The 26738-nt window shown below is 40.6% G+C and carries 36 protein-coding genes and 1 tRNA gene; 14 read left to right on the forward strand and 23 right to left on the reverse strand.

Features of this window, described 5'->3' with window-relative positions:
• Positions 1-466 precede the first annotated feature (466 nt).
• The 4 genes from istA to P6N53_RS02500 all read left to right on the forward strand — a co-directional run bounded on the left by istA (position 467) and on the right by P6N53_RS02500 (position 3858).
• Entirely contained in the window at positions 467-1951 is a 1485-nt protein-coding gene (gene istA, locus P6N53_RS02485; protein ID WP_304540916.1) for an IS21 family transposase, read from the forward strand.
• On the forward strand, positions 1948-2715 hold the full coding sequence (gene istB / locus P6N53_RS02490; RefSeq protein WP_304540917.1) for an IS21-like element helper ATPase IstB: 768 nt from the start codon (positions 1948-1950) through the stop codon (positions 2713-2715). The genes istA and istB overlap by 4 nt, the downstream gene beginning before the upstream one ends.
• Positions 2712-2888: a hypothetical protein gene (locus tag P6N53_RS02495; protein WP_304540918.1), complete on the forward strand. Its 177-nt coding sequence runs from the start codon at positions 2712-2714 to the stop codon at positions 2886-2888. The genes istB and P6N53_RS02495 overlap by 4 nt, the downstream gene beginning before the upstream one ends.
• A gap of 136 nt (positions 2889-3024) precedes the next feature.
• Positions 3025-3858 (forward strand): hypothetical protein, encoded by an 834-nt coding sequence (locus P6N53_RS02500; protein ID WP_304540920.1) that lies wholly within the window; start codon positions 3025-3027, stop codon positions 3856-3858.
• Between the two features lie 173 nt (positions 3859-4031).
• On the opposite strand, the gene P6N53_RS02505 is transcribed toward P6N53_RS02500, so the two are convergent.
• On the reverse strand, positions 4032-4466 hold the full coding sequence (locus P6N53_RS02505) for a DUF4352 domain-containing protein (protein WP_304540921.1): 435 nt from the start codon (positions 4464-4466) through the stop codon (positions 4032-4034).
• Positions 4467-4657: 191 nt separating this feature from the next.
• Here P6N53_RS02505 and P6N53_RS02510 point away from each other — a divergent pair, with 191 nt between their 5' ends.
• Entirely contained in the window at positions 4658-4852 is a 195-nt protein-coding gene (locus P6N53_RS02510; protein WP_304540923.1) for a hypothetical protein, read from the forward strand.
• A 102-nt stretch (positions 4853-4954) separates the two neighbouring features.
• Here the strand turns inward: P6N53_RS02510 and P6N53_RS02515 are convergent, their stop codons facing one another.
• The 14 genes from P6N53_RS02515 to P6N53_RS02580 all read right to left on the reverse strand — a co-directional run bounded on the left by P6N53_RS02515 (position 4955) and on the right by P6N53_RS02580 (position 15269).
• Positions 4955-5317 carry a hypothetical protein gene (locus tag P6N53_RS02515; protein ID WP_304540925.1) on the reverse strand — a complete coding sequence of 121 codons (363 nt, stop codon included), beginning with the start codon at positions 5315-5317 and terminating at the stop codon, positions 4955-4957.
• Complete coding sequence (locus P6N53_RS02520; protein ID WP_304540926.1) at positions 5317-6921, reverse strand: phage tail tape measure protein; 1605 nt, start codon at positions 6919-6921, stop codon at positions 5317-5319. The genes P6N53_RS02515 and P6N53_RS02520 overlap by 1 nt, the downstream gene beginning before the upstream one ends.
• A 291-nt stretch (positions 6922-7212) precedes the next feature.
• Entirely contained in the window at positions 7213-8541 is a 1329-nt protein-coding gene (locus tag P6N53_RS02525; RefSeq protein WP_304540927.1) for a phage major capsid protein, read from the reverse strand.
• Between the two features lie 140 nt (positions 8542-8681).
• Positions 8682-9065, reverse strand: a complete 384-nt coding sequence (locus P6N53_RS02530; protein WP_304540928.1) for a phBC6A51 family helix-turn-helix protein — start codon at positions 9063-9065, stop codon at positions 8682-8684.
• Positions 9066-9214: 149 nt separating this feature from the next.
• Complete coding sequence (locus P6N53_RS02535; protein ID WP_304540929.1) at positions 9215-9427, reverse strand: hypothetical protein; 213 nt, start codon at positions 9425-9427, stop codon at positions 9215-9217.
• A 127-nt stretch (positions 9428-9554) separates the two neighbouring features.
• Positions 9555-9776 carry a hypothetical protein gene (locus P6N53_RS02540; protein WP_304540931.1) on the reverse strand — a complete coding sequence of 74 codons (222 nt, stop codon included), beginning with the start codon at positions 9774-9776 and terminating at the stop codon, positions 9555-9557.
• Entirely contained in the window at positions 9777-11114 is a 1338-nt protein-coding gene (dnaB, locus tag P6N53_RS02545; RefSeq protein ID WP_304540933.1) for a replicative DNA helicase, read from the reverse strand.
• Positions 11095-11799: a helix-turn-helix domain-containing protein gene (locus P6N53_RS02550; protein WP_304540934.1), complete on the reverse strand. Its 705-nt coding sequence runs from the start codon at positions 11797-11799 to the stop codon at positions 11095-11097. Before P6N53_RS02550 ends, dnaB begins: the two co-directional genes overlap by 20 nt.
• 30 nt (positions 11800-11829) lie before the next feature.
• Positions 11830-12033, reverse strand: coding sequence for a helix-turn-helix domain-containing protein (locus P6N53_RS02555; protein ID WP_304540936.1), 204 nt, complete (start codon positions 12031-12033; stop codon positions 11830-11832).
• 109 nt (positions 12034-12142) lie between these two features.
• Positions 12143-12322: a hypothetical protein gene (locus tag P6N53_RS02560; protein WP_304540938.1), complete on the reverse strand. Its 180-nt coding sequence runs from the start codon at positions 12320-12322 to the stop codon at positions 12143-12145.
• A 4-nt stretch (positions 12323-12326) separates the two neighbouring features.
• The gene (locus P6N53_RS02565; protein ID WP_304540940.1) at positions 12327-12950 is read right to left on the reverse strand and encodes a hypothetical protein; all 624 of its coding nucleotides are present in this window, start codon (positions 12948-12950) and stop codon (positions 12327-12329) included.
• 345 nt (positions 12951-13295) lie between these two features.
• On the reverse strand, positions 13296-13583 hold the full coding sequence (locus tag P6N53_RS02570) for a hypothetical protein (protein WP_304540941.1): 288 nt from the start codon (positions 13581-13583) through the stop codon (positions 13296-13298).
• A 134-nt stretch (positions 13584-13717) separates the two neighbouring features.
• On the reverse strand, positions 13718-14365 hold the full coding sequence (locus tag P6N53_RS02575; protein WP_304540943.1) for a replication-relaxation family protein: 648 nt from the start codon (positions 14363-14365) through the stop codon (positions 13718-13720).
• Positions 14325-15269: an FtsK/SpoIIIE domain-containing protein gene (locus P6N53_RS02580; protein ID WP_304540944.1), complete on the reverse strand. Its 945-nt coding sequence runs from the start codon at positions 15267-15269 to the stop codon at positions 14325-14327. The genes P6N53_RS02575 and P6N53_RS02580 overlap by 41 nt, the downstream gene beginning before the upstream one ends.
• Positions 15270-15647: 378 nt before the next feature.
• Between P6N53_RS02580 and P6N53_RS02585 the strand changes: the two genes are divergently transcribed.
• From P6N53_RS02585 to P6N53_RS02605, 5 genes are all read left to right on the forward strand, one after another.
• Positions 15648-15833, forward strand: a complete 186-nt coding sequence (locus P6N53_RS02585; protein WP_304540946.1) for a helix-turn-helix domain-containing protein — start codon at positions 15648-15650, stop codon at positions 15831-15833.
• A 118-nt stretch (positions 15834-15951) separates the two neighbouring features.
• Positions 15952-16137, forward strand: coding sequence for a hypothetical protein (locus P6N53_RS02590; RefSeq protein WP_304540947.1), 186 nt, complete (start codon positions 15952-15954; stop codon positions 16135-16137).
• The gene (locus tag P6N53_RS02595) at positions 16137-16427 is read left to right on the forward strand and encodes a DUF6809 family protein (RefSeq protein ID WP_304540948.1); all 291 of its coding nucleotides are present in this window, start codon (positions 16137-16139) and stop codon (positions 16425-16427) included. The genes P6N53_RS02590 and P6N53_RS02595 overlap by 1 nt, the downstream gene beginning before the upstream one ends.
• Before the next feature lie 15 nt (positions 16428-16442).
• Positions 16443-16721 (forward strand): hypothetical protein, encoded by a 279-nt coding sequence (locus tag P6N53_RS02600; protein ID WP_304540950.1) that lies wholly within the window; start codon positions 16443-16445, stop codon positions 16719-16721.
• Between the two features lie 18 nt (positions 16722-16739).
• Positions 16740-17933 carry a tyrosine-type recombinase/integrase gene (locus P6N53_RS02605; RefSeq protein ID WP_304540952.1) on the forward strand — a complete coding sequence of 398 codons (1194 nt, stop codon included), beginning with the start codon at positions 16740-16742 and terminating at the stop codon, positions 17931-17933.
• 185 nt (positions 17934-18118) lie between these two features.
• On the opposite strand, the gene P6N53_RS02610 is transcribed toward P6N53_RS02605, so the two are convergent.
• A tRNA-Trp gene (locus tag P6N53_RS02610) sits at positions 18119-18194 on the reverse strand.
• Positions 18195-18364: 170 nt separating this feature from the next.
• Between P6N53_RS02610 and tlp the strand changes: the two genes are divergently transcribed.
• Together tlp and P6N53_RS02620 are read left to right on the forward strand one after the other, a co-directional pair.
• A complete protein-coding gene (gene tlp, locus P6N53_RS02615; RefSeq protein ID WP_304540955.1) occupies positions 18365-18589 on the forward strand; it encodes a small acid-soluble spore protein Tlp in 225 nt (74 codons plus the stop codon).
• 38 nt (positions 18590-18627) lie between these two features.
• Positions 18628-18816 carry a hypothetical protein gene (locus tag P6N53_RS02620; protein WP_304540957.1) on the forward strand — a complete coding sequence of 63 codons (189 nt, stop codon included), beginning with the start codon at positions 18628-18630 and terminating at the stop codon, positions 18814-18816.
• A gap of 73 nt (positions 18817-18889) precedes the next feature.
• On the opposite strand, the gene fusA is transcribed toward P6N53_RS02620, so the two are convergent.
• Complete coding sequence (gene fusA, locus P6N53_RS02625; protein WP_304540958.1) at positions 18890-20896, reverse strand: elongation factor G; 2007 nt, start codon at positions 20894-20896, stop codon at positions 18890-18892.
• A gap of 303 nt (positions 20897-21199) precedes the next feature.
• Here fusA and spoVB point away from each other — a divergent pair, with 303 nt between their 5' ends.
• Together spoVB and P6N53_RS02635 are read left to right on the forward strand one after the other, a co-directional pair.
• Positions 21200-22753 carry a stage V sporulation protein B gene (gene spoVB, locus P6N53_RS02630; RefSeq protein ID WP_304540960.1) on the forward strand — a complete coding sequence of 518 codons (1554 nt, stop codon included), beginning with the start codon at positions 21200-21202 and terminating at the stop codon, positions 22751-22753.
• Between the two features lie 240 nt (positions 22754-22993).
• On the forward strand, positions 22994-23161 hold the full coding sequence (locus P6N53_RS02635; RefSeq protein WP_304540961.1) for a small, acid-soluble spore protein, alpha/beta type: 168 nt from the start codon (positions 22994-22996) through the stop codon (positions 23159-23161).
• A 23-nt stretch (positions 23162-23184) separates the two neighbouring features.
• On the opposite strand, the gene surE is transcribed toward P6N53_RS02635, so the two are convergent.
• Genes surE through queC form a run of 6 tightly spaced genes read right to left on the reverse strand, consistent with a single transcriptional unit; the run spans position 23185 to position 26738 of the window.
• A complete protein-coding gene (gene surE / locus P6N53_RS02640; protein ID WP_304540963.1) occupies positions 23185-23946 on the reverse strand; it encodes a 5'/3'-nucleotidase SurE in 762 nt (253 codons plus the stop codon).
• Between the two features lie 10 nt (positions 23947-23956).
• Positions 23957-24139 carry a YpmA family protein gene (locus tag P6N53_RS02645; RefSeq protein ID WP_304540964.1) on the reverse strand — a complete coding sequence of 61 codons (183 nt, stop codon included), beginning with the start codon at positions 24137-24139 and terminating at the stop codon, positions 23957-23959.
• Between the two features lie 26 nt (positions 24140-24165).
• Positions 24166-24732 carry a GTP cyclohydrolase I FolE gene (gene folE / locus P6N53_RS02650; protein ID WP_304540966.1) on the reverse strand — a complete coding sequence of 189 codons (567 nt, stop codon included), beginning with the start codon at positions 24730-24732 and terminating at the stop codon, positions 24166-24168.
• Between the two features lie 13 nt (positions 24733-24745).
• Positions 24746-25483 (reverse strand): 7-carboxy-7-deazaguanine synthase QueE, encoded by a 738-nt coding sequence (locus tag P6N53_RS02655; RefSeq protein WP_304540969.1) that lies wholly within the window; start codon positions 25481-25483, stop codon positions 24746-24748.
• Complete coding sequence (locus P6N53_RS02660) at positions 25483-26046, reverse strand: DUF366 family protein (protein WP_304540970.1); 564 nt, start codon at positions 26044-26046, stop codon at positions 25483-25485. Before P6N53_RS02660 ends, P6N53_RS02655 begins: the two co-directional genes overlap by 1 nt.
• 2 nt (positions 26047-26048) lie before the next feature.
• Positions 26049-26738 (reverse strand): 7-cyano-7-deazaguanine synthase QueC, encoded by a 690-nt coding sequence (gene queC, locus P6N53_RS02665; protein WP_304540971.1) that lies wholly within the window; start codon positions 26736-26738, stop codon positions 26049-26051.

Below are 26738 nucleotides of genomic sequence, written 5' to 3' on the forward strand. Positions count from 1 at the left end.
AGCAGGAACCACAATCCCTTGTGATTCCTGCTTTTTAACTGGCGGGGGCAGAAGGACTTGAACCCTCAACCAACGGTTTTGGAGTGCGTAAAAGTATTTTGTATGAATTTGGTTATTGTTGTTCATACCTTGATTTTACTATGTTTGTTGAATTACTATTTTTATGCAAATGACTATTTTTTAATGCTTTTTTACGAATTTCTGTCTATAAATCTGTCCTGAGTTTATGTCACTCTATTTTCCAATGCCTAATACAATTTATGCTAAAATATGTTAAAATAAGCAATACTATCTTCAGGAGGTCTCCAATGCTTAGGATTGAAGATTATATTGCACGTAGAAAAAAAGTGTAAATGATATTATAAAAGTGTACCACTTGACCCCATTTCGCTACTGAATTAGTTTACCACCTAGCATTAAATTCCTGTAGAATTGTCCTTAATATTCTACGGGAGGGATGAAAGGTGTGAAGATTGAAGTGGACATGTATAAAGACATAAGACAAAGTTTTCTTGCAGGCGAATCTCAGCGTCAGATAGCTAAAAGATTAGGTATCGCAAGGCAAACAGTTAAAAAGTACTGTGAAGGTGCTGACCACCCTGATGCACGTAAGCCTTATGAAAGGACTCCAGACATAATCACAGAGGATGTAAAACAGTTTATCTTGGATTGTTTTAAAGCAGATGAACAAGAACACCTAAGAAAACAAAAGCATACTGCAAAACGAATTTATGATCGATTAGTAGAAGAGAGAAACTTCGCTGGTGCGGAATCCACAATTCGCAAAGCTGTGAAGAATTTAAAGGGAGAACAAAGCGTTCCACCGCAAGCTATTATGCCCCTATCATATGAACCAGGTGAAGCAGTTCAGATAGACTGGGGCGAAGCCACTGTCTATATTGATAACGGAAAAACTAAAGTTCATATTTTCTGTGGCAGACTCAGTTATAGCTGCGATATATTTGTTCAAGCTTTTAAATCCCCCAACCAGGAAGCTTTTCTCGAAGCCCAACAGCTTATGTTTGATTTCTTTAGCGGCATCTCAAAACGGCTCATTTTTGATAATGCCAAAGTAGCTGTAAAAGAAGGTTTTGGTCAATATGCCAAGCCCCAAGATAAATATCTCTCATTTAGTTCACACTATGCCTTTGACCTAGATTTCTGTAATCCAGGAAAAGGTAATGAAAAATCCTTGGTTGAGAATCTTGTAGGATACGCACGAAGGAATTTTCTTGTTCCAGTTCCAAGAGTATCTAGTATAGATGAATTAAATCAAAAGCTTTGGAATGCTTGCCTAAAATATCGTACTACGCATAAAGTGCAAAACCGAAATCATTCAGTAAAAACCATGTACCAAGAAGAATTACGCTTTTTAGGTGCAGTCCCACTATTTAGATTTGATACAAGTAAAACAGTAGTTGTTAATGTTGATGACTATTCCACTGTTAGGTTTGAAAAGAATAATTATTCAGTACCAACCAAGTATTTAAGAAAGGATGTTACTGTAAAAGGCTATGGTAACCATATCCGCATTTTATACCACAATGTTGAGATAGCAACCTTTACACGCTGTTACTCTTCTGGCCAGACCCAGTATAAACTAGAACATTACATTGATTTGCTTCAACGAAAACCCCGTTCTATATTTAATGCAAAACCGGTTAAAGAAAATGTTACCGCAGCTCTGCTAAACTGGGGCAAACAGTTGCCAGGTGGTAATAAAGAAATGGTTAAACTGTTGCGATTATGTGTTGATTATGGAGAAGAGAAAATTCTTAGTATCAAGAATCTAATTCACAGTCATGTAGTTCCTACCGTTGATATGGTAAGAGCACACTTAAATGAGACAACAGAACCAACAGTAATTTATATCTCCCCTAATGAAGTACCAGTCGAAGCAGTTGATCTCACAGAGTATGATAAAAAGTACGGGATGGCGGTGCAAGAATGACTAACCACAGCCTAAATGCCCAAACAATTGCATTATACTCAAAGCAGTTAAAAACGCCATCTTTTAATAGATATGAGGATGTTATACGCCAGTTAGATATCGACAAAAGCTATGAGCAATTCTTAATCCAACTCCTAAAACTTGAGAGTGCATCAAGAATGGAAAGTAGCCAAAAGCGTAAAATTAATGCAGCTAAATTCCCCTATATAAAGACCTTTGATGAAATGGAACTTAGCCGATATGAGCATGTATCAGAGGCAACCTTTCATGAATTAGCCAGCTGTGATTTCGTAAGCAAAAGGCAAAACGTAGTCATGATAGGAAATACAGGTCGAGGCAAGACCCACTGCTCCATAGCCCTCGGAATTAAAGCATGTATGCAGGGCATGAATGTGAGGTTCTATACAGCTGCTAACCTTTCTAATGAACTCATAGAAGCTATGGAATACAAACGATTATTAAAGCTTGAACGTCAACTAGCAAAGGTTGATTTACTTATTATTGACGAAGCTTCCTATATAACCTTTAATCGGCACCAGTCGGAACTGCTTTTTAAGGTAGTAGCTGACAGGGCGGAAAAAAGGAGTGTTATCATATCTACAAATTTAAGATTCTCCGAATGGACAACCTTATTTGAGAATGAGACTATGGTTTCTGCTCTAATTGATAGGCTAACATTTAGGTCTCATGTACTAAATATGAATGGCCAATCATTTAGAAGTGAAAACCCCAAAAATCATTCGAAGGAGGTTGAAAAATCATGATAAAAAAGGAGAAACAGTACCTAGAGAATTTAGAAGATTGCTTTGAACAGTTGAAATATGATTATGAAAGCTCACAAAATATGGTCAAAGAGCTAGAAGCAAAATTAGAAGCTCTAAAAAACTTGTGTCGGGAAAACCTCATTGAAATTCCACAACTAGATGAGCCATTCTAATCAAAGTTATTCAGGGAAATACTATTACAGGTGTTTCCCTATATTAATAACCAATGTGGTAAACTTTTTCAGTATCAAAACCTGGTAAAGTGGTAAACTTTTTCGTTAGCAAACTGGTAAACAAATCCAGTATCACGTGGTAAAGAAATTCATTGACATTCGCAAAAAAGAAGATGGTCTAAATGAATTAGATGGAAATGATGTCCAAAACATCAAATTATTAGTTAATTACATCTTTGAATATTTTAATAATTATATTCATTCGCCAGATGTTAAAGGTGGGAATGCCTTACACCGTGAAAAAATTGATAAATACTACCAGCAATTAGAGGAATATGAACCAGAAGTAAGAGAATGGCTTGCAGAGATTTACGATGATTATGGAAAGCAGATATTAAGAAATGTAGGTAGTATCTTGAAGAAAGATCGTTACTTTTTCCTTTATAATAAAGATAGTGAGTTTAGAGAAGTATCATATGATTGCTATTCGAAACTAATCAAAAAGCTTCCTTTCTTAAAAAATCAAACTGAGATGCTTTTTTTACTCATAAAAGATTATCAAAGAATTCAAATCCAGCGAGACTTAAAGTCAGGTTCGCCCACTATACCTTTTATTTCTGATAGTATATCTGAGTGGATTGAAACAACTTGGACAAAGTATCAAATCGATTTAACGTTATTTGTAGATGATTGGCTTATGTATTTTAGTAACCATGAAAAAATATGGCCAATTACTCATAGAAAGAAGAGTACGGAAGCCTGGTTAGAATACGAGTACGATTATAAGCAAAAAAGTAACCTTTTTAACCTTGATTCACTATATAGAGATATGCCTAAAAAACCTTATACAAAAGGAAAAAAACAATGGTTTGAGATATTAATGATGCATGAGTGGTTGCACAGTTTTGTAGATAAGGATGAAAGTTATTGGCAAGAATATTTAGGTAAAACACTAGGTTCGATAGAATAATTTTAACTTGTTTGTTATATAAGCAAAGAATCGGACTATAGTCCGATTCTTTTGTTTTTCAGCATTTCCGTGTTTAGTAAATTTATTACTGAAGGACTCCTTAAATTTCAGGGCTCCCACTGTTCGCCCCTAACTGGAAATTTAGGGCTAACTCTTAAATGCTCCAATTTTCTTTACTTTAGACTAATAGATACTTCATTACCGAACATAGGCTTATATATTAGTTTCTTTGCTTCGGCATCTCCTGGTATCTGAAAAACTATCAACCCAGCGGCTTTACTCCCTGGTCTTACATCTACTGCTGGAAATTCTTTGGACTCTAGTGCGTGTGTCGCAACATCATATGCATAGCTATAATCATTAATATCCACGAGTGTTATGTTATTTGGGTTAGCGTGGTGATTTTCTTTGCCCTCATTTTTTACTTCGACACTAAACACAACATATTTATGGTCTGCTTTAGGTTCGCTATAAGGTGCTAAGCTGGTATAGTATTCTGGATCGCTTGCTATTACCGATACCTTTTCGTTAGGAACTCCCGAGCACCCGCTAATACTAATCACCAATAATAAAGCTAATGTGATGACAAGATATAATTTCGCCTTCAAATTTCCTCAACTCCTTTATTTATATTTATTTACTAATTCTTATTATAAATATGATTTCCTCTAGATATTTTACGACAAATACCAACAATGAAATTCCAAAACGGATTCCTGATGAAGATATATGTCGGGATTTGTTTGGAGGTATTTACCTACCTTTGCCGAATACGGTCGGTGGAAGGGGGTGGAGCGGAGTGAAGATTATTTTAAAATTCAAAGATGGACTAGCGGTTACTCAGGATCTGGGAAGCGAGTTTAGGATTGAAGGAACTGGCAACTTGTTTGAATTATTAAGACAAATGAAACTAAGTAATGCACCAATTAATATTAACGATCAAATAGAGCGAAGTTTTAATGATTTATACTCATTTGAAGTAGTTTTAGACTAAGAGCCTTCGGGCTCTTTTTTTATAATAAAAAACAGCCGTTAGGGTATTAACCTCCCCGGCTGTTTACTCTACCACAGGCTGAATCCGTGGGCCTGTGTTATTCTAGGCTGTGCTACTAAGCTCATTTACTTTATTGTTAAGCTTTTTAGATAACCTTAAAATGTTTCTTACTTCATTATCCATACCGATAATGTAAGCTGCATTTTCTTTTTGAAGCATCCTGCTTAAATGTCGAGCCATTTTAGCGTGACTATCAACTATTTCAGCAAAAATGTTATCTAAGCTCTTTAGCCACCCAGGGGCCTGCATGGTGGAATACTCCATCTTAACCGCATTGACAGTTACAACGAATTGTCGTAGCTTTTCCCTGTCTGATCCTGGCCACTTTGCTAGCTCCTGTTCCAGCGGTGCCAGCAAAGGTGCTAGCTTATGGGTAAGGCCACTAAGCCGATTTAAGTAAGACATTATATTCTCACCTCACGCCTAAAAGCATCTTGAACTATAAGTTCCACCTTACCACTGTCTAAATCTGTTACAAAGATTGCTCCTGATAGGGCCTGAGCTATTGCGCTGGCCATTCTTCCATAATCTATTCCAGAAGCTTCAGCAGGTTTATTCAGCGGTGTTACCTGAGCTCCACGAGGTAGGGATAAAAGTTCAGGTCCTTCCTCCCCTACAAGAACAGTTCCTGGCGCTGTTATTGTTCCACCTTTAGCCAGACCAGGTGTTTTGCCACCACCAACATGACTTATTATTCCGATTTTGACTATGCCGACTTTATTTATCTTCTCAATCAGCTCATTAATATAATCTATGACTGCATTTATAGCGAACGCCGCCGTATCTTTAAATGCGGTCCATTTTTTGCCTAACCAATCCAGAGCAGCACTTCCAGCGGCTTTTACATCATCCCAGTTTTTAATCAATAAATATCCGGCTGCAATAACCGCAGCTATGGCTAATCCTACTAAAAATATAGGAGTTGTTACTACGCCCATTACAAAACCAAGAGCCGTTGTGGCCATCGTTGCTGCATGTGCCGCAAAGGACAGGGCTCCAAGAAAACCTATCTGAATACCCGTTACAATAATATTTGCTCTTTGGGCTATTGTGGCAAACCCTATTGCATCCTTCAGTTTACCCCACAATGTAATTGAGTTTACTATGGCTGCTGGGTACGGTGCTAAGTCTGCTATCGCCCCTATATAGGAACCTACCCCATAAGTAACTTCACTTAGTTCATGTTTAACCTTTTGCAGGGTAGTATAGCTATCGGCATGTATTCTAGCATTTTCCTCTATGACCCCATTTGAACTTTGTACAGCTTGGCGGTAAGAGTTAAATTTTTCCTCAGATATCCCTAGCAGGTCAAGCATTGCAGAAAGAGATCCGTTTGAATCGTTAACTGCTTGCTGGAACTCTGTTCGTGCCACCCTGCCAGTCATACCGAATTCTTTTTCTAGGATTCCGATAATGGCAGCTGCATCGTTAACATCTAGCTTCATTTCCCTTAACTTTTCACCGGTTCGTCCTACGAATTCTAGAAATTCCTGAACGTTAACCGTAGTTTCCCTGGTGATGTATCCAAATGCAGCCATAGCTTGAGATTCATCACCTGCAGCAATACCTACGGCACGAAGGGCTATGCCTGACTCAGCCAGGACAGCGGCACCTATGCCAGTAGCATCAGCTACCAAGTCCCAGTTTGTAGCAAAGGACTTGAGTCCTTCTGCAGACTTTATCCCTTGCTCCCGTCCTTTCTCCATCGTTGCAAGTGCTTCTTCAAGTGGGAAAGTGACATTGGCAGTCTCGATGGCTAACTTGCGCATTTCGCCTTCGGTGATACTTATACTGGCAGCTAGTTTTTGTGTCTGCTCTGTTAATACGGCCTGCTTCCTGGCTGCTAATTCCAGTGCTACGGTTGACGTGGTAATAACTGCCGAAGCTTTAGTCCATGTATCTGCAAGCGTCCCAGGGCTTTTATTGGCTTTCTCCATGCCTTCTGTGTAACCAGTGGCATTTAATCCAAGTGTTACAAAAAGTTTGGCCACCTCGTCGTTACTACTCATTATGATGCCTCCTTAAAAAGGTGCCCGGAACAGTTAGGAACCGTCCGGGCTAAATACTAGGTTAGGTAAATGGTTATAAAAAGCAAATATTAGCTTGTGTTCCGGTGTTTTGACCACGACACCAACGTAATGTGCATGTATCATCAAGAAAGGTGCGTAAATTTTTATTACTGCACAATCGACCGCCCATTTTCCCAATGGTATGCAGAAAGGGGATATGCACCACTCCCTTTCCACTACCCACCGGTTGGAGAAGGCCGATGGGTAGTCCGAAAAGGAGGAAGTGATTAATTAAGCACCCTTCTTGATTCGTGTAAACCCTTTATACATTGCAGTGTTTCCGCCTGCCCATACCGAGCCCCTAAAGCAAACAATTCCTTGCTTAAACTTATAATCACGGCTTTCTACCACTTCCATTGGGCTGAAAATCGGCAACTCATAAGCTGCACCAGGCATTCCATAAATCATACAGTAGGTGCCAGCTTCGGTATCAGGGTCCGTCAATGCCGGGCACGCTGAATTGATAATATATTTAATTTTAAAGGCGCCATCAGAGGAAATAGTTCCGGTGTTTCCGTTTTTCTCAATCTGATAAAGACGTTTCCCGCCGCTGGAATCCCTCATTGCTGCGAACTGGGCTAGATCATCTTTATTCAAAATTAAATATGCGTCAGCTTCAACATCTTCGTCACCACCATGACTAAATACAATCTTGTCCAAAGTGTTTTCGTCAATTGAAGATAATGTTAGATCTCCCGAGGTAGGTATCACGTTGGCTGGTGCATTAAAAATACCAGTGATTTGGTTGGTACCGCCGTTGCCTAATACAATCTGTCTACTAATCTTTTTCCGTAATGCTATACGGACAGCTTTTGCCACCTCAGCTTGATAAGCAACGTTTGGTAATTTTATTGCCTCATCGGAAAGTTCGGCATAGGCTGTAATTTTTGCTTTCCCTGTGGAAACGTAATCAAAAACAGGCTCTGCGTCTTGATAGTCATCAGTTTCGCCAGTATAGTCACCCTCTCCGTAACCCACAACAAAACCTTTAGTATAACTTTCACCACCGACGAGGGGTACTGCGTTCACTGTATCAATTAAAGACGATACTTCATTGAAAGTGGGGCTTAGCTGGTTACTGTATTTCTTTTCTACTACCAGAGTGCCACCACCAATAGTTACAGCACGAAGCTCTTCAGCTTCGTCCATTCCGAAAACTGCAACTTTACCATCTTTTAAAACTTGGCCCCGCTGTTCATACTTCTGCATTTTTTCTTCGCTGATTTTAGGCATTTTAGTATCACTCCTTTTATTTACTTCATTTCCATAACCAATTCCATAGGTACCAAGCACATTTAATTGTCCTACAGGTGCTGCGCCTCTCTGCTCGTTATTTTGGTTAAGCTTTTCAGAGCGAAACTCTTCATTTTGGCCAGGGCCATCGTCGATGGTATCCAGTAGTTTATCTTCCAGGTCATCAACAGCTGAACGCAATTCATTCATTTGCCTGTTGATTTTATTAAGCTCATCCAAGTTGTTGGTTTTGTCAACCTGTTTTAATAGTTCGCTCATTTTTGACCGCTTTTCTCTTATTGCGGCTTTTATTTCCTTCCGGTTCATTTAGATCACTCCTAATATTTTTTTAACCGTAAGGAGTTTTCCAACTCCCGCAATCCATTGTCCAATGGGCTTGCTATATCAACAATCTCCCCTGCAGCATTATCCAATGCCGACACGCTATCCAGCGAGGTTTGATTAAATTACCAGTTTTTAGATTTCTCAACCTCTTTGTTAAACTCAAACTTTTCCTTTTCCAGTTCCAATTTTTGCTGTGCCAGTTTAAGCCGTTCTTCCTCTGCCCTATACATGCCTTTCATTTCAAAATAAAGCTTGATTGCCTGTATATTCCCTCGCTTTGCCTGGTTAATTAGTGAATGCCATACATCAACGAGGCCACCGGCTGTATATTGGTCTAGCTTGCTGTTAAGGTAGTTCAGGAACCGAGGGTCTTTCATCCATCGGTAGAAGGTTCTTTCTGGCAGTCCGACAGCATCAAGTTTTGCTTTTTTGGGCCTTCTATCCTCTGGATTTAAAAGGAGTTCAGCTATGGCCACTTGCTTTTCACTTGGCCTCCATACTGCCATTTGTTGCCACCTTCTTTTGACATTTCATCTATTTACAAACCATTTCAAAAACTTTCAAGGGAAACTCGATTTTCGTATTTTGTACCAAAACAGGGTAGGGGGAGCGGTAATGGTGCTGTTGGTCCCTTTTCTCTAGCCGGGGGGAAGGTTCAAGAATTTTTTTCTTCCTCACCAGTCATTGACTCGATTGTTCTCAATGATTCCATCAATGAATCATTCTCTTCTAACTCTTCCCATAGCTTTCTTAGCTTCTGCCGGTCCTGCTTTGTTGTAGCTGTTGCAATGAAGGTAATGTTGATTCCTAATTCGTCATGCCGCTTCGACGACCTAAAGCATCTGTGTGGTGCAACCTCTATCTTCATTCTTATTACTCCCTCTCTATACTCTCTTAGATATAGCTCTTATATATGGTATCTATATATAGCTTATATTTCTAAGTAGCTATTAACCTTGACTTACTAGAACCTTTAATATAATCACTTAGCTGAATTAATCTCTTTCTCTAAACCACCAAGGTATCGCTCTATCCATCTTTGCCTCAGTCATTTGATGATCATTAATCTCGATTCGTCCGAGTGTAAAGCCACTAATAAATCCTGTCATTCCACACTTTGAACATCTAACTTCAGCTACCTTTGTGCCTACTTCCCAGTGATTTATGTCCACAGTTTCACTGCCGCACCTCAGGCAGAATAACACTGCACCTTTCATTTAAAACTCTCCCTCTTTAATACTCTCTGCGAACCTCGCCCACTGCTTTTGGAAGTATAACTCTACTTTCCCAGTCGGCCCCAGTCTTTGTTTGGCTATAATTAGATCCGTAATACCTTTTTTGTTGCTTTTTTCCTTGGTGTAATAATCATCCCGATACATAAAGCAAACAATGTCTGCATCCTGCTCAATACTTCCACTATCCCGTAGGTCTGACAGCATTGGTGTCTTATCTGACCGCTTTTCTACGTCCCTACTCAACTGAGAGAGTACTATTACTGGGACCTGTAGTTCTTTAGCTATACTCTTTAACCCCCAGGATATTTGCCCTATTTCCTCGTTCCTGTTGTTGGTCTTTTTATGTGGCTTAATTAACTGAAGATAGTCAACAACTATCAAGTCAAGGCCGGTTTGCTGCTTCATTCGCCTGCTTCGGTTTTTTATGTCCATTACTGTAATTTCAGGGTCATCGTCAATATATAACCCACTGTTATAAATCTTGGTTGAAGCCTGGTGAAGGTTTTTCCATTCCTCGTCAGTCAGTTTGCCAATCCTCATGTTTTGGGTGTCAATCATACCTATATTACAAAACCACTTCTCCAATAGGCTTTCTTTAGTCATCTCGATGCTAAAATTAGCTACTTTCTTGCCATGCTTTATTGCAGCTTCAGCACTTAGCTGCATTGCATAAGTTGTTTTGCCCATTGATGGTCTAGCTGCTAATATTATTAGATCCCCTGGTTGCCACCCGGCAGTGTATGCATCTAATCTGGTATGTCCCGTAGGTATTCCTGTAATCCCTTTTTTATTAGTGCGTTTCTCTATCACTGCTACTCTGTCTATAACTAAATCCTTAACCGGGATTAGTTTGCCACTTGCCTTACTTTCAATGTCACAGATACCGGTCTGGGCTTCCGTAATAAAGTCCTCAATACTATCAAAATCCTCGCTATATCCCTTCTGCATTATCTGTGCGGCCTTTTTTATAATTGCCCTGGTGATTGCCTTATCTCGAACTATTCTGGCATAGCTTACGGCATTGGCAGAGGTTGGTACTAGGTTTGCCAGTGTTGCTACCCCGGTAAATCCTCCTGCCTTTTCAATATTGCCATCTGCCTGTAATTTGTCGGTTAAGGTAACCAGGTCAACAGGCTGTCCATTATTGTGAAGGTCTATTGCTGCTTGGTAGATAATTCTGTGTTGCTCTCTGTAAAAATGGTCTGGTCTTAGAATACCTGCAATATCTAGTAATGAAGAATTGTCAAGCAGGATTGCACCAAGGACGGATTGTTCTGCCTCTATATTGCTTGGTGGTGTTTTAGTCTGTGTAAAATCCATTAGCCTGACACCTCGCTATAAAATCATCCATGTAATCTTTGTTCTCATCGTAATTTGTCGGCTTATTTGTGGCCTTAACTATCTCCCAAGGTGGTATCTCAGGCTTTTCTGTTATTGCTTCTGCCAGTAGATTAGGTGTTACACCTTTTCTGATTGCTTCTAAAAATGTATCCCTAGCCTTGGTTATTCCTCCAACCTTAAACCTCTTTACTGCCTCTGGGTTATGTTGCCTGTACAACTCAATCAGATTATCAAGAACCTTACTTTCTCCTAATAGTTCTATGGAATAGTTTTTATGGATATAGTTAGAGTCAACGTGGTTTACCACCCCTAGTAAATCTCCTTTACTACCTTGATTAATGTCGTTTACCACGTTGTCAACCTCCTTTACCACCCTGTCAACGTGGTTTACCACCCTGTTAATACCAGGTAACACATATACGTTATGGTCAAAATCCCCGTTAACTGTTTTTCTTTTGTCAATTTGCACATATCCACGAGATTTTAACTCAGTTATTGCCTTGATTATTGTTGGTTTAGATATACTCGAATGTTCTTTAAGTGTTTTAAGTGATGGCCAACAACGTCCCTCTTTATCAGCAAACTTTGCAAGAAGGCAGTAAATACCTTTTGCGTAGAAAGTCAAACCATCTTCATCCCAAATGTGGTTGCAGTGAATAAACACCACTAACCACCCCCAGTTTTTACGTTTCCTCTACCCATAGGTAGCTTCCTCTAGCGATTGTCTCTCAAGGTTTTCAATCCATAAATCTAAAGATTCTTTTCTGAATAGACAACGATTCCCGATTCTGTAATGGGGGATCTTTTTCTGCCGCACCATCTGCATTAACTTATCATATCTGCATCCTATATACTCAGCGGCTTCCTTTGGTAGCATCCTGTTTTTATTGATGGTCATTCTTATTACCCCTTTCTAAAAATAAAAGGGGCCTAACAAACGCCAGTATAACCGACATTCATTAGGCCCGCTTGGAGTGCTATATGACTCGCTTGGAGCGCTTATTTTCTTATTTAATGTTTATTACTTCTTTATCAGAGTTAAAGATTTCATCAATTGGCCTACGAATATAAACTGGTTTTCCAGCTCTTTTGCTTGCCTCTTTATCTTCTTTCTTAAAATATTTGATGCCATCGATTGTTTCGATTTCAAATAGAATCTTATTTTGAACTCGCACCTTTTGAATCATGAAGTTATTCCTCCCGATGGTCTTTGGTCCACTCTTCAAGTTCTTCATCGGTTACAATCTCATCTGGGTCAAATTCAGGTTCATCAACGATTCCATGCTCTTGATTAAAGCGGGCTATTTGTGCCTTAATTTCCTGTTCCCTTTTATATTCCTCTGATTCCAACCATGTTTTACCTCTACGATGTCGGATTAAAACCTTTTTATCCTCTGGGCTTAAGTCCCTATAGATTTCACGCTCAAGTAGCAACTCCACTAGCTTTTGCTCTTCCTCTTTAACCCTCATATCTCTAATGATATTAAACAACTCTTCCCCAGTAATAGGCCCTTGGGCAGTATGCATAAATTCAATCAGCATTTCTTTTCTACCACCCCATACTTTTGATTTTGCAGCATCCTCAGCAAAACGCTTAATAAGCTTATTCTGCATAACCAACCATACGGGGATATTTAAACTTTTCGCAGTTTTTTTGATCCTATTGTAGAAAACTACATCAAACCCCAAGAGCATTTCAACTGCAGTTAGTACAAACTCAGTACGATTCATGCCTAGCTCAGCAGCTTTAGAATCGATATCTGCTAAGGTGAAATCTGCCTTCGATAACCTAGCTTGTATTTGTTCGCTTGTCATTTTTTAATCCTCCTGATTACATATTTGCTTATTTGTACTCATTTTATTATTATTTTGGGTTACAGTCAAGGTATATCTTTCCTATTCCTAAATTATTTTTTTACGCCCCTTCCTCTTGGGGAACTCTTTCCCCCTGAAACCCCTTATCCCTAGAACTTAAGCCTGTAAATTCAGGCATTGGACAAACAAGTCCATACCATCGCTGGTACGGACTGTGGAATGAACCCAGGTATTATCCTCGGTTTATACCTACACCCTTTCCCCCTCAAATTTGAGGAGGTTAAGTCTATGTATTCCCGATTTCAAATCGGAAAAAGAAAAGGTAAGGTCCTAACGACCTTACCTTTAACCTAAGAACGAAGCAACCGAGCCCAGGGCCTTTAGTGCAGCTCCTGCGACTATTGAGATACAACTAAATACCGATACTATATGAATCATTCCCGCTATCTGTCCTTTGCCACAAGCTTGAGCGATGTAACCGGCCAACCATCCCACCAGGGCGATAAGTAGAAGGCTGATAATAAGGAACCCAGGACCACCTACGCCAAATGTACTAACGGCTACATCTTTTATTATTTGCTGGCCGGTGCTGGCCATGGCAGGAGTGGCACTAGGCATTAAGTATAATGCCATCCATGAAGCTCCACAAAACCTAATTAGTTGGTTAACCTTTTTATTTTTACTGCCCCCAAATCTGGGGGGAGTGATTTTAGTAAACGCAGATTTGCGTTGAGTGGCTTTCACATAAAATCCTGTTATCATCATATCTAACACTCCCTTTTAATTTCATCATTTAAAATGATGGTAAACTCTAAGCCATTTACATTATCCTGTTTAACCCGTTCTAGAATTTTAGCCCTACGCCTTTCAGTAGTAGTCACCACTAAGATATTAGGGAACCGGTCTGCTAATTCTGACCACCACTGGCGCGTATAGCCGTCTGACTCATATAACCGGTTGTACTTTTCAACCTTATCAAAGTCATTGTCACTCCGGTCTAGCTCCACAAAGGAAAACTTTGTTTTACCTGTTACTGTATTTCTGATCCCAGCTAAAGCATCAGCCTGTAAAACACCTAAGTTGTATTCGTGCTTAAAGCAGTAAAACTGCTCCCAAGACCTAAGGTTGTTAGTTAGCCATACATAAACCCAATTGAGTTCTATTAAGTGTTCCAGCCTCCCATGTTTACGGCCTAGGTAGTAGCAGTAGGGTTCATTTAGAGAGTACCGGCACCGCTTAATTTTTTTCATCTGATACAATTTCAGGAGCCTTTCACGTGCTTTCCTTTGGCTACTTTCGCTCCCCTCAAAAAAGAGGGCAGTTACCTGGTCGGTTGTTAAAGCCTGAAGCTTTTCAATGGCTAATAATATCTCCCTATCTCGGTGGAAGCCTTTTAACTGAGCAGCACTGGGCAAAATCACTCACCGCCTTTTCAGTTCCTTCTAGCATCTTTTTTGCATCCTTCAGGTATAAGCACATTGACTGCACCTCTTTGATTGTCATGCCGTATTTGAATATCCCACGGCCTTTTATTTCCGGAAGATAAGCAGCTTGTGGACATTGCTCACCCAGGACCATTCTACTGCTTATTTCGTCTGCCATCTGGTAACAGATTCTAGCTAAAAACATATCCCTGGTATCATCTTTAAATATCTTCAGTTTTTTGGATGGGCGCTGCGTAGCCATTACAACGGATATTCCCACAGCCCTTGCTAATCTAACGATCCGGTCAATATAATAAACAATTTCCTCGTTCTCAATCTCCGCCACCTCGTCACATACCAGGACGATGAAAGGCATATCATCCTTGAATTCCTGCACCTTAGCACACCCTGCAGCGTCTAGGAGGTCTATCCTGCGTTCCATTTCCCTGTTAAGGGCCTTCATCAGTGCTAGTGCCTCGACCTCGGTTCTAGCTAGGGCACAGTGATTTTTGAGGTAAGCAAACTCCAACCGTTTGAAGTCCATAACTGCCACCAGGGCCTTTGGTAGTAGTGCATGAATTAGAACATGAAGGAAGTTGCTTTTGCCAAATCCAGGGACACCAGCCACCAGTAAGTGAGGACTTTCAGCTAGGTCAAACACTACAAGCTTACCGCTGCTGTCATAACCGACAGGTACAGGTAAATCCATTTTTGGATAGTCCTCCGGATTGAATGAATAAGGGTAAAAATTCTCCATGCTACCGGTTGAAATGTTCATATGAACAAATCCGTTTACCTTCTTAATATCAACCAACCCCCTACACGCATCACTGAAGTATTCAGTTTTATTTTTAAATTCGTTAAAGCTCACCCCGGGCATTAAAGTAAATATCATGTGCCAGCCGCCTGGTGTTTGTTTCTTATGGGTGAGTAGTGGCCTTGGCTTTCCTTCTGGCCATATGACATCTATAGTGTCTAGGATGGCGCCTGGTATCTCCTGGCCTTTCCTCCGCCTCCACACCACCCTCAGAGTGGAAAGAGCTTCACCCAGGGCATTTGTCTTTTTACTGATGTTTATCACCTCCGCAAATATTTTTTTGTTTAACGAACTTACAATGTTAATGTTATATATTTTTAGTTAAATCTATGTATACCTAAGTCAATCTATGATAATATTAGTAAAATAAAGTTAAACTAAATCAAGGTAATATATTGTAAGACTGGGCATAAAATGGTATAATATTCCTATAACAGTGTGAGGTGGTGATTGTTATTGGGGGATGATGTTCTTGACACCATGCAAGCAGCTGAGTTATTGAAGATTAGCAGGGTGACTCTTTTGAAATTAGCTCAGGAAGGAAAACTTCCGGGGCAAAAAGTGGGACGCCAATGGCGTTTTAGTCGAGAAGCTTTAATTAAGTGGCTTGAAAGTGGGCAAGCAAAAAATAAGGAAAAATAAAAAGCAGGAAGGCTAGCCGGCAAGCATAGTCCCTTCCTGCGATGTAGACCACCCGAAGGGGCCTATTACTATTATAACCTCTCACGGTGGCAATTAAAATCACTTAGGAGGTTTTGCTATGAATGAAAGTTCTGTAGTAACAAAAATATATGTTAATTTTCCTGAGAAACTGAAAAACATTGTTGAAGAAGTATATACCACTGACGAAATAATTCTTGTTAACTCAATTTTTTGTCCAAATAAACAGGACAAGTCTTGTACAGGGGATTGTGATCACTGCAGCAATTCAAAGGTGGTGCTGTAATGGATAGAAGTACCACTTTTGGACAACAGTTATATGATTTCATATGGGAAAGATACGGTGAGAATTTTCCAACTCTCTCTAATTCACCGGAATATAAAGAGAATAATGATAAAGCTGAAGCAGCACTAAAGGAAATAACTCAGTTATTAGGGCCAGAGCATGAGAATTTACTAGAGATCTATGAAACAGCCAGGAATGATTGTTTGGCATTAAGTATTCACCAGGCTTATTTAATAGGGTTTAAAGATGGTATGGAGTTTAAAAAGATTATAGATTTAGCGATTCGTTAGCGAGGTGTGCATGAAATGAGTGTTAAAGTTTGGGAAAAATACTCAAATGATGGTATGGAATTTGATAACGAAGAAGAAAGAGAAATGGCGACCAGATTTAATAAATCTTTCTTAAGGCTACTTGAAATAACACCTAAAGCTGACAGAAAGGCACTTTTTGATATGCTACGCGCTGCTGATGATTTATACCGTCGATACGGAATAAAGTGCTATGAAATGGGTATAGATTCCGGTTTAAATATTGCTATTGAGAAAATTACCAAGGATAAACCTATTAGGGTATTTAGCAAATAAACTACAGGAGTTGATTAAATGGCTGGAAACATCGTCAAAGTCAAAGATGGCCACTACAGACTTAGATACAAGGATTCTTCAAGATATGTAAAGGCTAAAAGTGACCGAGAAGCCGAAAGACTGCTGGCAAAATTTGTGACCGAGGTTGACGCTGGCGATTTTAAGCAGCCATCAAAAGTTACCTTCAGGGAATTTTCCCAAAAATGGTTAAAGGATTATGCAGAAATAGAATTAGCTCCTAAGACAGTTTACAGGTACAAGGAGTTGCTTGAAGGCAGAATCTATCCGGCTTTTGGGGATAAGAAATTAGACAAGCTAAGGCCTCTTGACCTAGTAGGATTCTATAATAGCCTAAGAAAAAAACATAAGTATATGGGCCTCTTAAAAGACGGCACCAGGGAGGAAAAGCAAGCAGAGCCGCTTTCCGAGCAAACTATCAAGCATTACCACCGGCTTATTAGTGCAATATTTGAAAAGGCCATTAAATGGGAAATATTACGAGGTTCTAACCCAGCGAAGCATGTTGATGCACCTAAAACCGAAAAGAAAAAAGCCAAGTGCTATGATGAGAAGCATGTACAAGCCCTCTTGGATGCATTGGACAAGCTGGGACCTGAGGAATTAAAATATAAGGCAGCTACCATGATAGCCTTAATGACCGGAGCCCGGCTAGGTGAAATTATGGGCCTGGAGTGGCAGGATATAGACTTCACAAATAAAGCTATTGAGATTAGACAAAGTAGCCAGTATCTTCCTGGTGAAGGTATTTTCACAAAGGACCCTAAAACCGAAACTAGTAAGCGGAGAATCTCCGTGAATGACACCTTATTAAAGCTTCTGGAAGAGTACAAAAATTCCCAGAGGGATAAAGGCTTTCTTTGTCAGGATAGTAACCGATTATTCCTCGCTTGGGATGGACAACCTATGCACCCGCTTACACTGAGCAAATGGTTCCCGGAATTTTTAAAAGACAATAAATTACCACCCTTAAACTTTCACGGCTTGCGACATACAAGTGCTACTTTTTTAATAAGTCGAGGGATGGATATTCAAACTGTGGCCGGGAGGCTCGGGCATAGTACATCAGCCACTACTCAGAATGTTTACAGCCACTTCCTGGAGAGTAAGGATCGTCAAGCAGCGGAACTAATGGAAGATACTTTTAGCAAAAAGCAAAAGATTAATAATAAATCAAAAAAAGAAGCCAAATAATAGGCTTCTTTTTTATTGGGGTATGTATTGAATACAGATCCTTTTTATACTCTGAGGTAATTTAAAATGAGGTCAGGCATTGAATCTTCAAGTAACTTTTTATGTCCAAAAACACAAATCTGTCTAAAATCTGTCTATTTGTCTTTAAAAATAAAAATTCCAAGACTGCGAAGCCTTGGAATGACTGGCGGGGGCAGAAGGACTTGAACCCTCAACCAACGGTTTTGGAGACCGCTACTCTACCAATTGAGCTATACCCCCGAAATATGCACTTGTTTGACGCAAGAATCAGTATATCAGAGGTTTCAGCATTAGTCAATATTAAGTTTAGTTCGTATTTGTACAATTTATCTCAGAATAATGAATCTAATTTTCGATTAAAATAACTTCGAATCCCACAATACAGAATGTACACTAAGGAGGTTTTTTAAATGGCTAAACCAGATGATCGCAGTGATAATGTTGAAAAACTACAAAGCATGGTACAAAATACCATAGAAAACCTTGAAGAGGCCCATGAAACTATGCAAAATCAAAGCCTAAGCAGTGAGCAAAAACAAAATATCAAGGAGAAAAACAAAAGACGGGAAGAGAGCATTCGCGGCATGCGCAATGAAATTAAAGATGAATATGCCGACCAGCACTCTAGTCACTGATATAACTGCTAATCCTTGTAAAAGGTAGGTGAAATATTATGGGCCACTTCATTAATTTTGATCCAAATAGGTTTAATCAGGAGGCCGCTGGGGAATTACGTCCCGAGGCAAATAAGGACAACAGACCTGATCTGCTGAGCCCCGAGGAATGGACGGATTGTGAAACTGAAAAGGAACTGGCCAACTTCTCTATCCGGAATAAAGCTATCAAGACACAAAAAAAATAGTATATGTCGGGGGAATATCCTACCGGAAGGGAAAACCAGGGGTGCTAAAGCCCCTGGTTTTAGTAATTCCATTTTATTTTGCAGCTTCCTTTTCTTCCTTGGCCTTTTTAACAACCATATCGGCCTCACGACCTGAGAATTCTTCATAGCTCGCAAACTCCATGGTAAAGGAGCCACGTCCCTGGGTCATGGATTTCAAATCAATGGCATAGCGGTACATTTCGGAGAGAGGTACCTGGGCACGTATCTTAACCAACTTACCCATGGGCTCAGTTCCCAGTACACGTCCACGCTTGGTGTTGAAGTCACTGATAATATCGCCCATGAAGTTCTCCGGCACAGTCACCTCAACATTTTGAATGGGCTCCAGCAATACCGGACTGGCCTGATCGCAACCCTTTTTAAAGGCTAGATGGGATGCAATCTTAAACGCCATTTCAGAAGAGTCAACCGGGTGATAGGAGCCATCATAAAGGGTAGCTTTAAGACCGGTTACAGGGAATCCAGCAAGTACACCTTCATCTAAAACTTCCCTTAGGCCCTTTTCAACAGCAGGGAAGAAGTTTCTTGGCACAGCGCCGCCGAATACTTCTTCAGCAAATACAAAATGTTCTTCAGAGGGTTCAAAGCGAATCCAAACATGTCCAAACTGTCCACGTCCACCTGATTGCTTCTTATGCTTACCTTCCACTTCTACCTTCTTACGAATGGTTTCTCTATAAGGCACCTTAGCTTCTTCCAGGGTAACATCAACACCGTATTTTTTCTTGAGACGGTCCACCATAATTTGAGTCTGGGCTTCACCCATGGTAATTAGTAGAGTTTGTTTTGTTTCAGTGTTCTTTTGCACCTTAACAGTGGGATCTTCGTCTGTTAATTTAAGTAGCGCGTCTCCTAGTTTGTCTTCGTCGTTTTTACTCTTTGGAGCCACCGCAGTAGTTAGGGTTGGTACTGGGAATTCAATGCCTTCCAGTTCTATAGGCTTATCCTTATCTGCCAAGGTATCGCCTGTACCGGTATCCTGCAGTTTAACAAGAACCGCTAAATCACCACATGGTACAACCTCGGTTTGCACAGTAGCCTTACCCCGTACGTACATCATCTGACCAATTTTTTCAAGTTTTTCCTTCTTTACATTCAATACCGGGGCATCAGTCTTTAATTGACCACGGAATACCCTTAAGAAGTTCATTTTACCGACATACGGGTCAGCAATAGTTTTAAATATCAGGGAAGCCATTGGACCTTCCTCAACCTTAGGTGCTGGGAAGTATTCAGCAATTAGATCAAGTATTTGAGCAACACCAATGTTCTTAATTGCCGAGCATGCCATAACCGGAACAACTTTACCTAAAGCAACAGATTTCCGGAAACCATCACGTATTTCATCGGGAGTCAATTCCTCCCCCTCTAAATACTTCATGGTTAATTCATCATCGCCCTCGGCGGCCGCCTCAATCATAGCTTCACGGTAAGTGGCAAGATAGTCGGCTAAATCACCAGGTACAGCTACCTCTTTACCCTTGCCATCACCTGTGTAGGCCTTTTCATCCATAATATTTACGACACTATTAAAATCATTAAAAGCACCAATTGGAATTTGCAAGGGAACAAAATTTGCCCCAAACTTTTCCTTAAGGCTATCAAGGACTTTGTCAAAGTTCGCATTTTCACGATCCATTTTATTAATAATTACGAATTTGGGCATTTCTCCAGCCATGTCCCAGATAACCTCATGCTGAACCTGCACACCATCCACTGCAGATATAACAAACAGGGCACCATCTGCAACCCTTAGAGAACCTTTAATTTCACCAATAAAATCAGAAAATCCAGGAGTATCTAAAAGATTTACCTTAGTTTTGTTCCATTCCACGGGCACCAAGCTAGTATGAATAGTCATTTTACGGGCTGTTTCTTCTGGATGGTAGTCCGATGTGGTAGTGCCGTCTTCCACTCTACCCAAACGGGAGAGGGTGCCAGTGTTAAAAAGCATTGCCTCTACCAAAGAAGTCTTGCCAGATCCGCCGTGGGCCACAACTGCGACATTACGAAGTTGATTGGATTGGTAGTTTTTCAAAATTCAGGCCTCCTTTTGTAAATAATGGTTTCCTTAATTGGCAAAAGATATACCATTAACCATATTATGGGCAAATATAAAATAAAATTACCCCGTAAAGGGGTATTGGATTCACCCACAATTAACGCCCAAAATCAAGGTCATGCATATTAAAATTATGTTAACATTTCTACACACAATATCGAAATCCTCTTAATTTAGCAAAAATTGATTTTATTTTTGCCGGGCATACCTCGTCCACTACACTCATAACATAGAGTGTAGTGGTCATTTTTTTGGAAATGCATTGAAAGGAAAATGGACATGTCTCGACAATCATTTGTTTATGGTGCCTTGGTTTTGCTGGCAGCAAGTTTTATTAACCGGATTATAGGTTTTGTCTACCAAATACTTATGATTCGTTTAATAAAACCCGAAGGAATTGGACTTTTCAATATGGTCTTCCCTATTTATATTTTGGTCCTTGTTTTAGCCACTATGGGTATACCTGTTGCCATAGCTAAACTGGTGGCAGAGGAAATGGCTAAAAATAATATTCAGGGAGCCAAAAGGATTTTCAAAATAAGTCTGACCTTTATAATTGGACTTAGTACTTTTTTCACTATTGTCCTAGTGCTGGGTGCTCCTCTTTTGCTAGAATACGTGTTTCCCAACCCCAAGGTCTATTATATTTTCCTATGCCTTATTCCAGGTGTCATTGTTGTTTCTATCTGCTCAGCCTTTAGAGGTTATTTTCAAGGTTTACAGCAAATGACCCCCACGGCGGTTACCCAAACCCTGGAGCAATTAGTAAGGGTTGTAACGGGGCTATTAATAGCTTATATTTTACTTCCCAGGGGAGTTGAATATGCCGCCATTGGTGTTTCACTAGGAGTAGTAATCGGGGAGATAGCCGGTTGTATTACTATGGTCATTCTTTACTTAAGGTCTAGAGATAAGCTTCCTGCCGTTGGAGGCCCATCAGAATCCCTAAGCCAAACCACAGTAAGAATTTTTGGTCTGGGCATTCCCATTACCCTGACAAGATTTATCAGCACTTTATTAATGTCAGTAGATGCCATACTAATCCCCCAAAGACTTCAAGCCTCAGGAATGTCCATAAGTGACGCGACTTCAATATATGGTCAACTAATTGGCATAGCCGATACCCTTTTCTTTACACCTACCATGATTACTATAGCCCTGGCAACCGCCCTTATCCCTGCTATATCTGACGCCCTAGCCCTTAATAACCACCGATTAGTCCTTAGCCGAACCTCCGAGGCCCTTCGTATAACCACCGTGATAGGTTTACCCTGTACCGCTACCTTCTTCCTATTACCAAAGGAAATGTGCGGCGTACTCTTTGGCTACCCCGATGCTGGAGTTATTTTAGGCACCCTCGCCTTTGGAGGACCTTTCCTATATTTCCAGCAGACAACCACCGGTATTTTACAGGGACTAGGTGAAGCCTTTAAGCCCTTTAAAAATTTAGTGATCGCCTCTGTTTTTAAGATAATTGGCCTATACTATTTGACTTCCATCCCAGCCTTTGGCATTTTGGGTTCTGCCATTGCTTTGGGCTTCTCTTATATTGTTATGGCAATTCTAAATTATTTGGATTTAAAAAAGTTAATTGGTTATCAGATTGATTGGTCACATGACGTAATTAAGCCCGCCTTGGCTTCAATCGGTATGGGTGCAATAATATGGCAAGTAAAACTTGTCCTATTACCCTTCTCAGCTTTACTTACTTTGATTGTTGCTCTGATTTTAGGTTTTATCGCCTATCTGGCAATATTATTAGCTCTAGGTGGACTCCATAGAAAAGATGTTTATCGAATTACAGAAATAATAGGCAAACGTTTTAAATCCTAGAAAATATAATTAACTTAAGCCCGGAATACGGGCTTTTGTTTTTTAACCTGGTTCTTTCTCCAAATTCTTTATAAAATAAAATAAAATTTATTGAAGAATACTAGCATTAGATTCAGGATAAAATAATTGATTTAATTTTTAACCAGTGCTGCCGAAATTAGCCTGCACTTGACAATCAATACGGATTGTTTAAGGTACGGGAAAATTCGGCAAATAATTTTTAAAAGGAGGAAACTATCAATGGCAAAAGACAAGGTTATGAATTGGAAAATGAAGCATTTTGCTGCCAGAATGCAGGGTGTTGAAGGCTTAATTGAAGGGGAACACAGTGATTATGGTAATCTAACCTCCCGTCAGTGTGGAAATTTTGTAAAAATTGCTTTAGATAGGGCAAACCAATTGGTATAAAAAAGCCCTCATATTGAGAGCTTTTACTTGGTCGGCAGCCAGCCGGCCATTTTTTTTCGATATGAATAGTCAGTGAGATCTAAATGCATGGGAGTTATAGATATGTATCCTCCATTAATGGCGGCAGCATCGGTTTCTTGATCGTGTTCATCAAGATTGTGTGGTTCCCCTGCCATCCAAAAATATATGCGTCCCCGGGGATCTACCCGCTTGTCAAAACATTTTATGTATCGCCTGCGTGCCAATCTGGTCAACCTTACACCACGCCCATCATAGTTTGGCGGTACGTTAATATTTAATAAAACCCCCTCATCCAGTGGGTTATCAATTATTTTGGGTACAAAATCCTTCATAAAGGAGGCCGCAGCCCTATAATCCAGGTTTTCCCAGGCAGCCAGAGAGACGGCTATAGCCGGAACATGATTAATAACTGCTTCCACAGCAGCTGATACTGTCCCGGAGTACATAACATCTGTACCTAAATTTGGCCCCAAATTAATGCCGGAAACCACTAAATCAGGGGGGTTGTCTAGTATGGCCTCAAGACCCAGCTTTACACAATCTGCCGGGGTACCATCCACAACCCACCCCTTAGCCTTTCCTGATTTAAACTTGTGGATTTTTGCCCTTATGGGGTGGGTAACGGTGATACCATGGCCACAGGCACTTCTTTCCCGGTCCGGGGCAACCACATATACTTCCTCAGCCACAGTTTCAAGGGCCTTCCTTAGCTCACCTATCCCATCTGCATAAATTCCGTCGTCATTGGAAATGAGAATTCTCATTACTTCCTCCCTAGGTTTCGTAAATGGAAATGGTCATGCGTCCTTCAGCGTCCTTTGTGAGACCAAATATTACTTGTTTTTCCTTTAATGTTTTATTTAAATAATCCACCACTTTATACATTTCATTATAGGGTGCAAATGTTTTTGTAGCTACTAGCTCCAGTTTACCTGTACCCTTATCTTCAGTAGTCACTGGTTTTTCCCTCCGAAATCAAATCATTATTGACATTTTAATATTAAACTCATGGCCTCGGCCCTGGATGCCTCGTTTTTAAGGAAAATTCCCCTTACCGCCGAGGTTACAGTATGGGCTCCAGGTGCCCTTACTCCCCTCATGGACATGCAAAGATGTTCTGCCTCTACCACTACCACTACACCGTAGGGATTTAGTCTGTCCATGACCGCATCCGCTATCTGCTTAGTAAGACGCTCCTGCAATTGTGGCCGTCGGGCAAAACCTTCCACAAGCCTGGCAAGCTTTGACAAACCCGTTACCTTTCCATTTCTTGGTATGTAGCAAACATGGGCTTTACCCAGAAATGGAACGAGGTGGTGTTCACACATACTAAATAATGGTATGTCTTTAACCAAGACCATCTCTTCGTGCTCTTCAGAAAAGGTCTTATCCAGGTGAGCTGCGGGATTTTCCCCAATGCCGGCAAATATTTCCTGGTACATTTTGGCAACCCTTGTTGGTGTTTCCACTAGCCCTTCCCTGTTGGGGTCCTCTCCTATGGCTTCTAGGATCATTTTAACCGCTTTTTCTATTTTGGGTAAATCAAACATTAGGTCAACTCCTCTATAGCTGTCCCATCATCCGATGGGTTTGTGGTATTACCCTTACATTTGTTAATTCCCTCAGGGCTATTTCCTGAAGTTTTAATACTTGCTGCACTGAGGGAGCTAATACTCCGTTAGTGGAAGTAACCGGCTGCAATATTAAGGCCGAATTAGGAGCGGCTCTTTTTACCATTACCGCAGCCCTGGAAACCTCTTCCTCCTCTGTATTGTCAGATATAACGAGCTTTACATATACATCTTGCTTAGCAGCAATTTTCAAAAACTCACCATGCAATTCCCAGGGGGTGTCAATTTTTGTAGAGCTCCTAAGCTTTATATCCATGCTTATAATACTTAGCTCATCAATCAGGTGTCTTAATGACTCTGGCATGGTGCCATTTGTCTCTAAAAATATTCCCCGCTCAGTTCCCGATATAAGTGGTATCAATTCCTTAATGAAATCTTTATGTAAAAGGGGTTCCCCGCCAGTCAAGCTCACAGAGTGATGCAGTGTAAGCTGATAGCCATTACATAGCTTTGACAGGCTTTCCGGAGTCACAGGATTGCTTATAGTTATAAAATCCCTTAGTCCTGGGGTTTTTTCCATGGGAAAAGATTCCGCCGGCTTAACTGGAGTATCACAGTAGGCACATTGCCAATTACAGCCAGTAAAACGGATAAATATTTGGCGGCACCCTACATAGGGACCTTCTCCCTGAATAGATGAAAATATCTCTTGAATATTAGCCTCTGGCACTAGACTACCCCCCTGACCTTACATCTGGCCAGTTTAATACTGCTTATTTCATTGGCATAGGTCTCTGCTATTTCCTGTCCCAAAGTTAATATTTCATTTTCTGAAAAACCAAGCTCCACAAGACTTACCGTTGGGACAGGGGTATTGCGGGAGGATATATTTAGCCCGGTATGAATCATAGTAGAAACAGGGCTTAGGGTTGCAATAGATACGGATAATTTTTTGTTCCCATAAAAAAGGTCATCACCCTGACGTGATAATATCCTGCCGGTCCTTTTATATATAACTTCTTTGATCTGGGAGATAAATAACCTTTGCCGTACAACAGTCTTCTCCAAATCCAAATCAAAGTGCTCAATAATAAAGTGCAGCATGGACTCACTGTAAATGGGAGCGTTAGCTATAACATCTGCTAAATCCACCATTTCAGTTAATTCAACCTGGCAAGGCCCACGAAAACAGATTATACTATCACCCTGGAGTCTGTAATTTCGAAAGGCCCAAAGGGATGAGAGCTGCCGTCCATCATATTTAAGCTCTTGGCCTATGGTGTGGATTAACATAATCATTCACCCCTTTGTATCAGGCCGGGTATAGCTAAGCCCTGGGCTTGAAAAGCCCTAATAAATCTACGACAACTTTCACATCTGCCGCACATATTCTCTCCAGCCTGATAGCAGCTCCATAGTAGCTGCCAAGGAACACCTAATCGATGTCCCAGTGCCACAATCTCACCCTTATCCAGCCTTCCGGTATAGCTAAGCACTTTAACCTGATTGGCTGTTGAAAAGGCCATGGCCGCACTGGCCGCTTGGGCAAATTCCGGCGTATTATCAGGAAAGGTAGTTGCCTCCTCACGGTTAAACCCAGCCACCACCAGTTCACAACCCAGGGATTCAGCAAAGCAGGCACCGATATTTACAAACAGCCCGTTGCGATTAGGTACCCAAACTGCAGCGGCAGTGTTTGCAGAAGCCTCATAATCATCTAAATCTGATTCGGTGGGTTCCGGCAGTTCAATCTTACTGTCTCCGATGAGGGCAGTTGATGTAATGTCCGCCAGCCAGGGTAAATCAATGACCCGGTGTTTGACCTGATAATATTTTGCCAGATTAGCTGCTGCAATTATTTCCTTTTCTGCGGCCCTTTGCCCATAGTTAAAGGTTAGGGCTAGCCGGACATCTCCCTCGGTTTTGGCATATGCCAGGCAAACTGCCGAATCCAATCCCCCTGACAAAAGCACAACACTCTTCAC

It is taken from the genome of Desulforamulus aquiferis (assembly GCF_030577015.1).
Taxonomy (GTDB): domain Bacteria; phylum Bacillota; class Desulfotomaculia; order Desulfotomaculales; family Desulfotomaculaceae; genus Desulfotomaculum; species Desulfotomaculum aquiferis.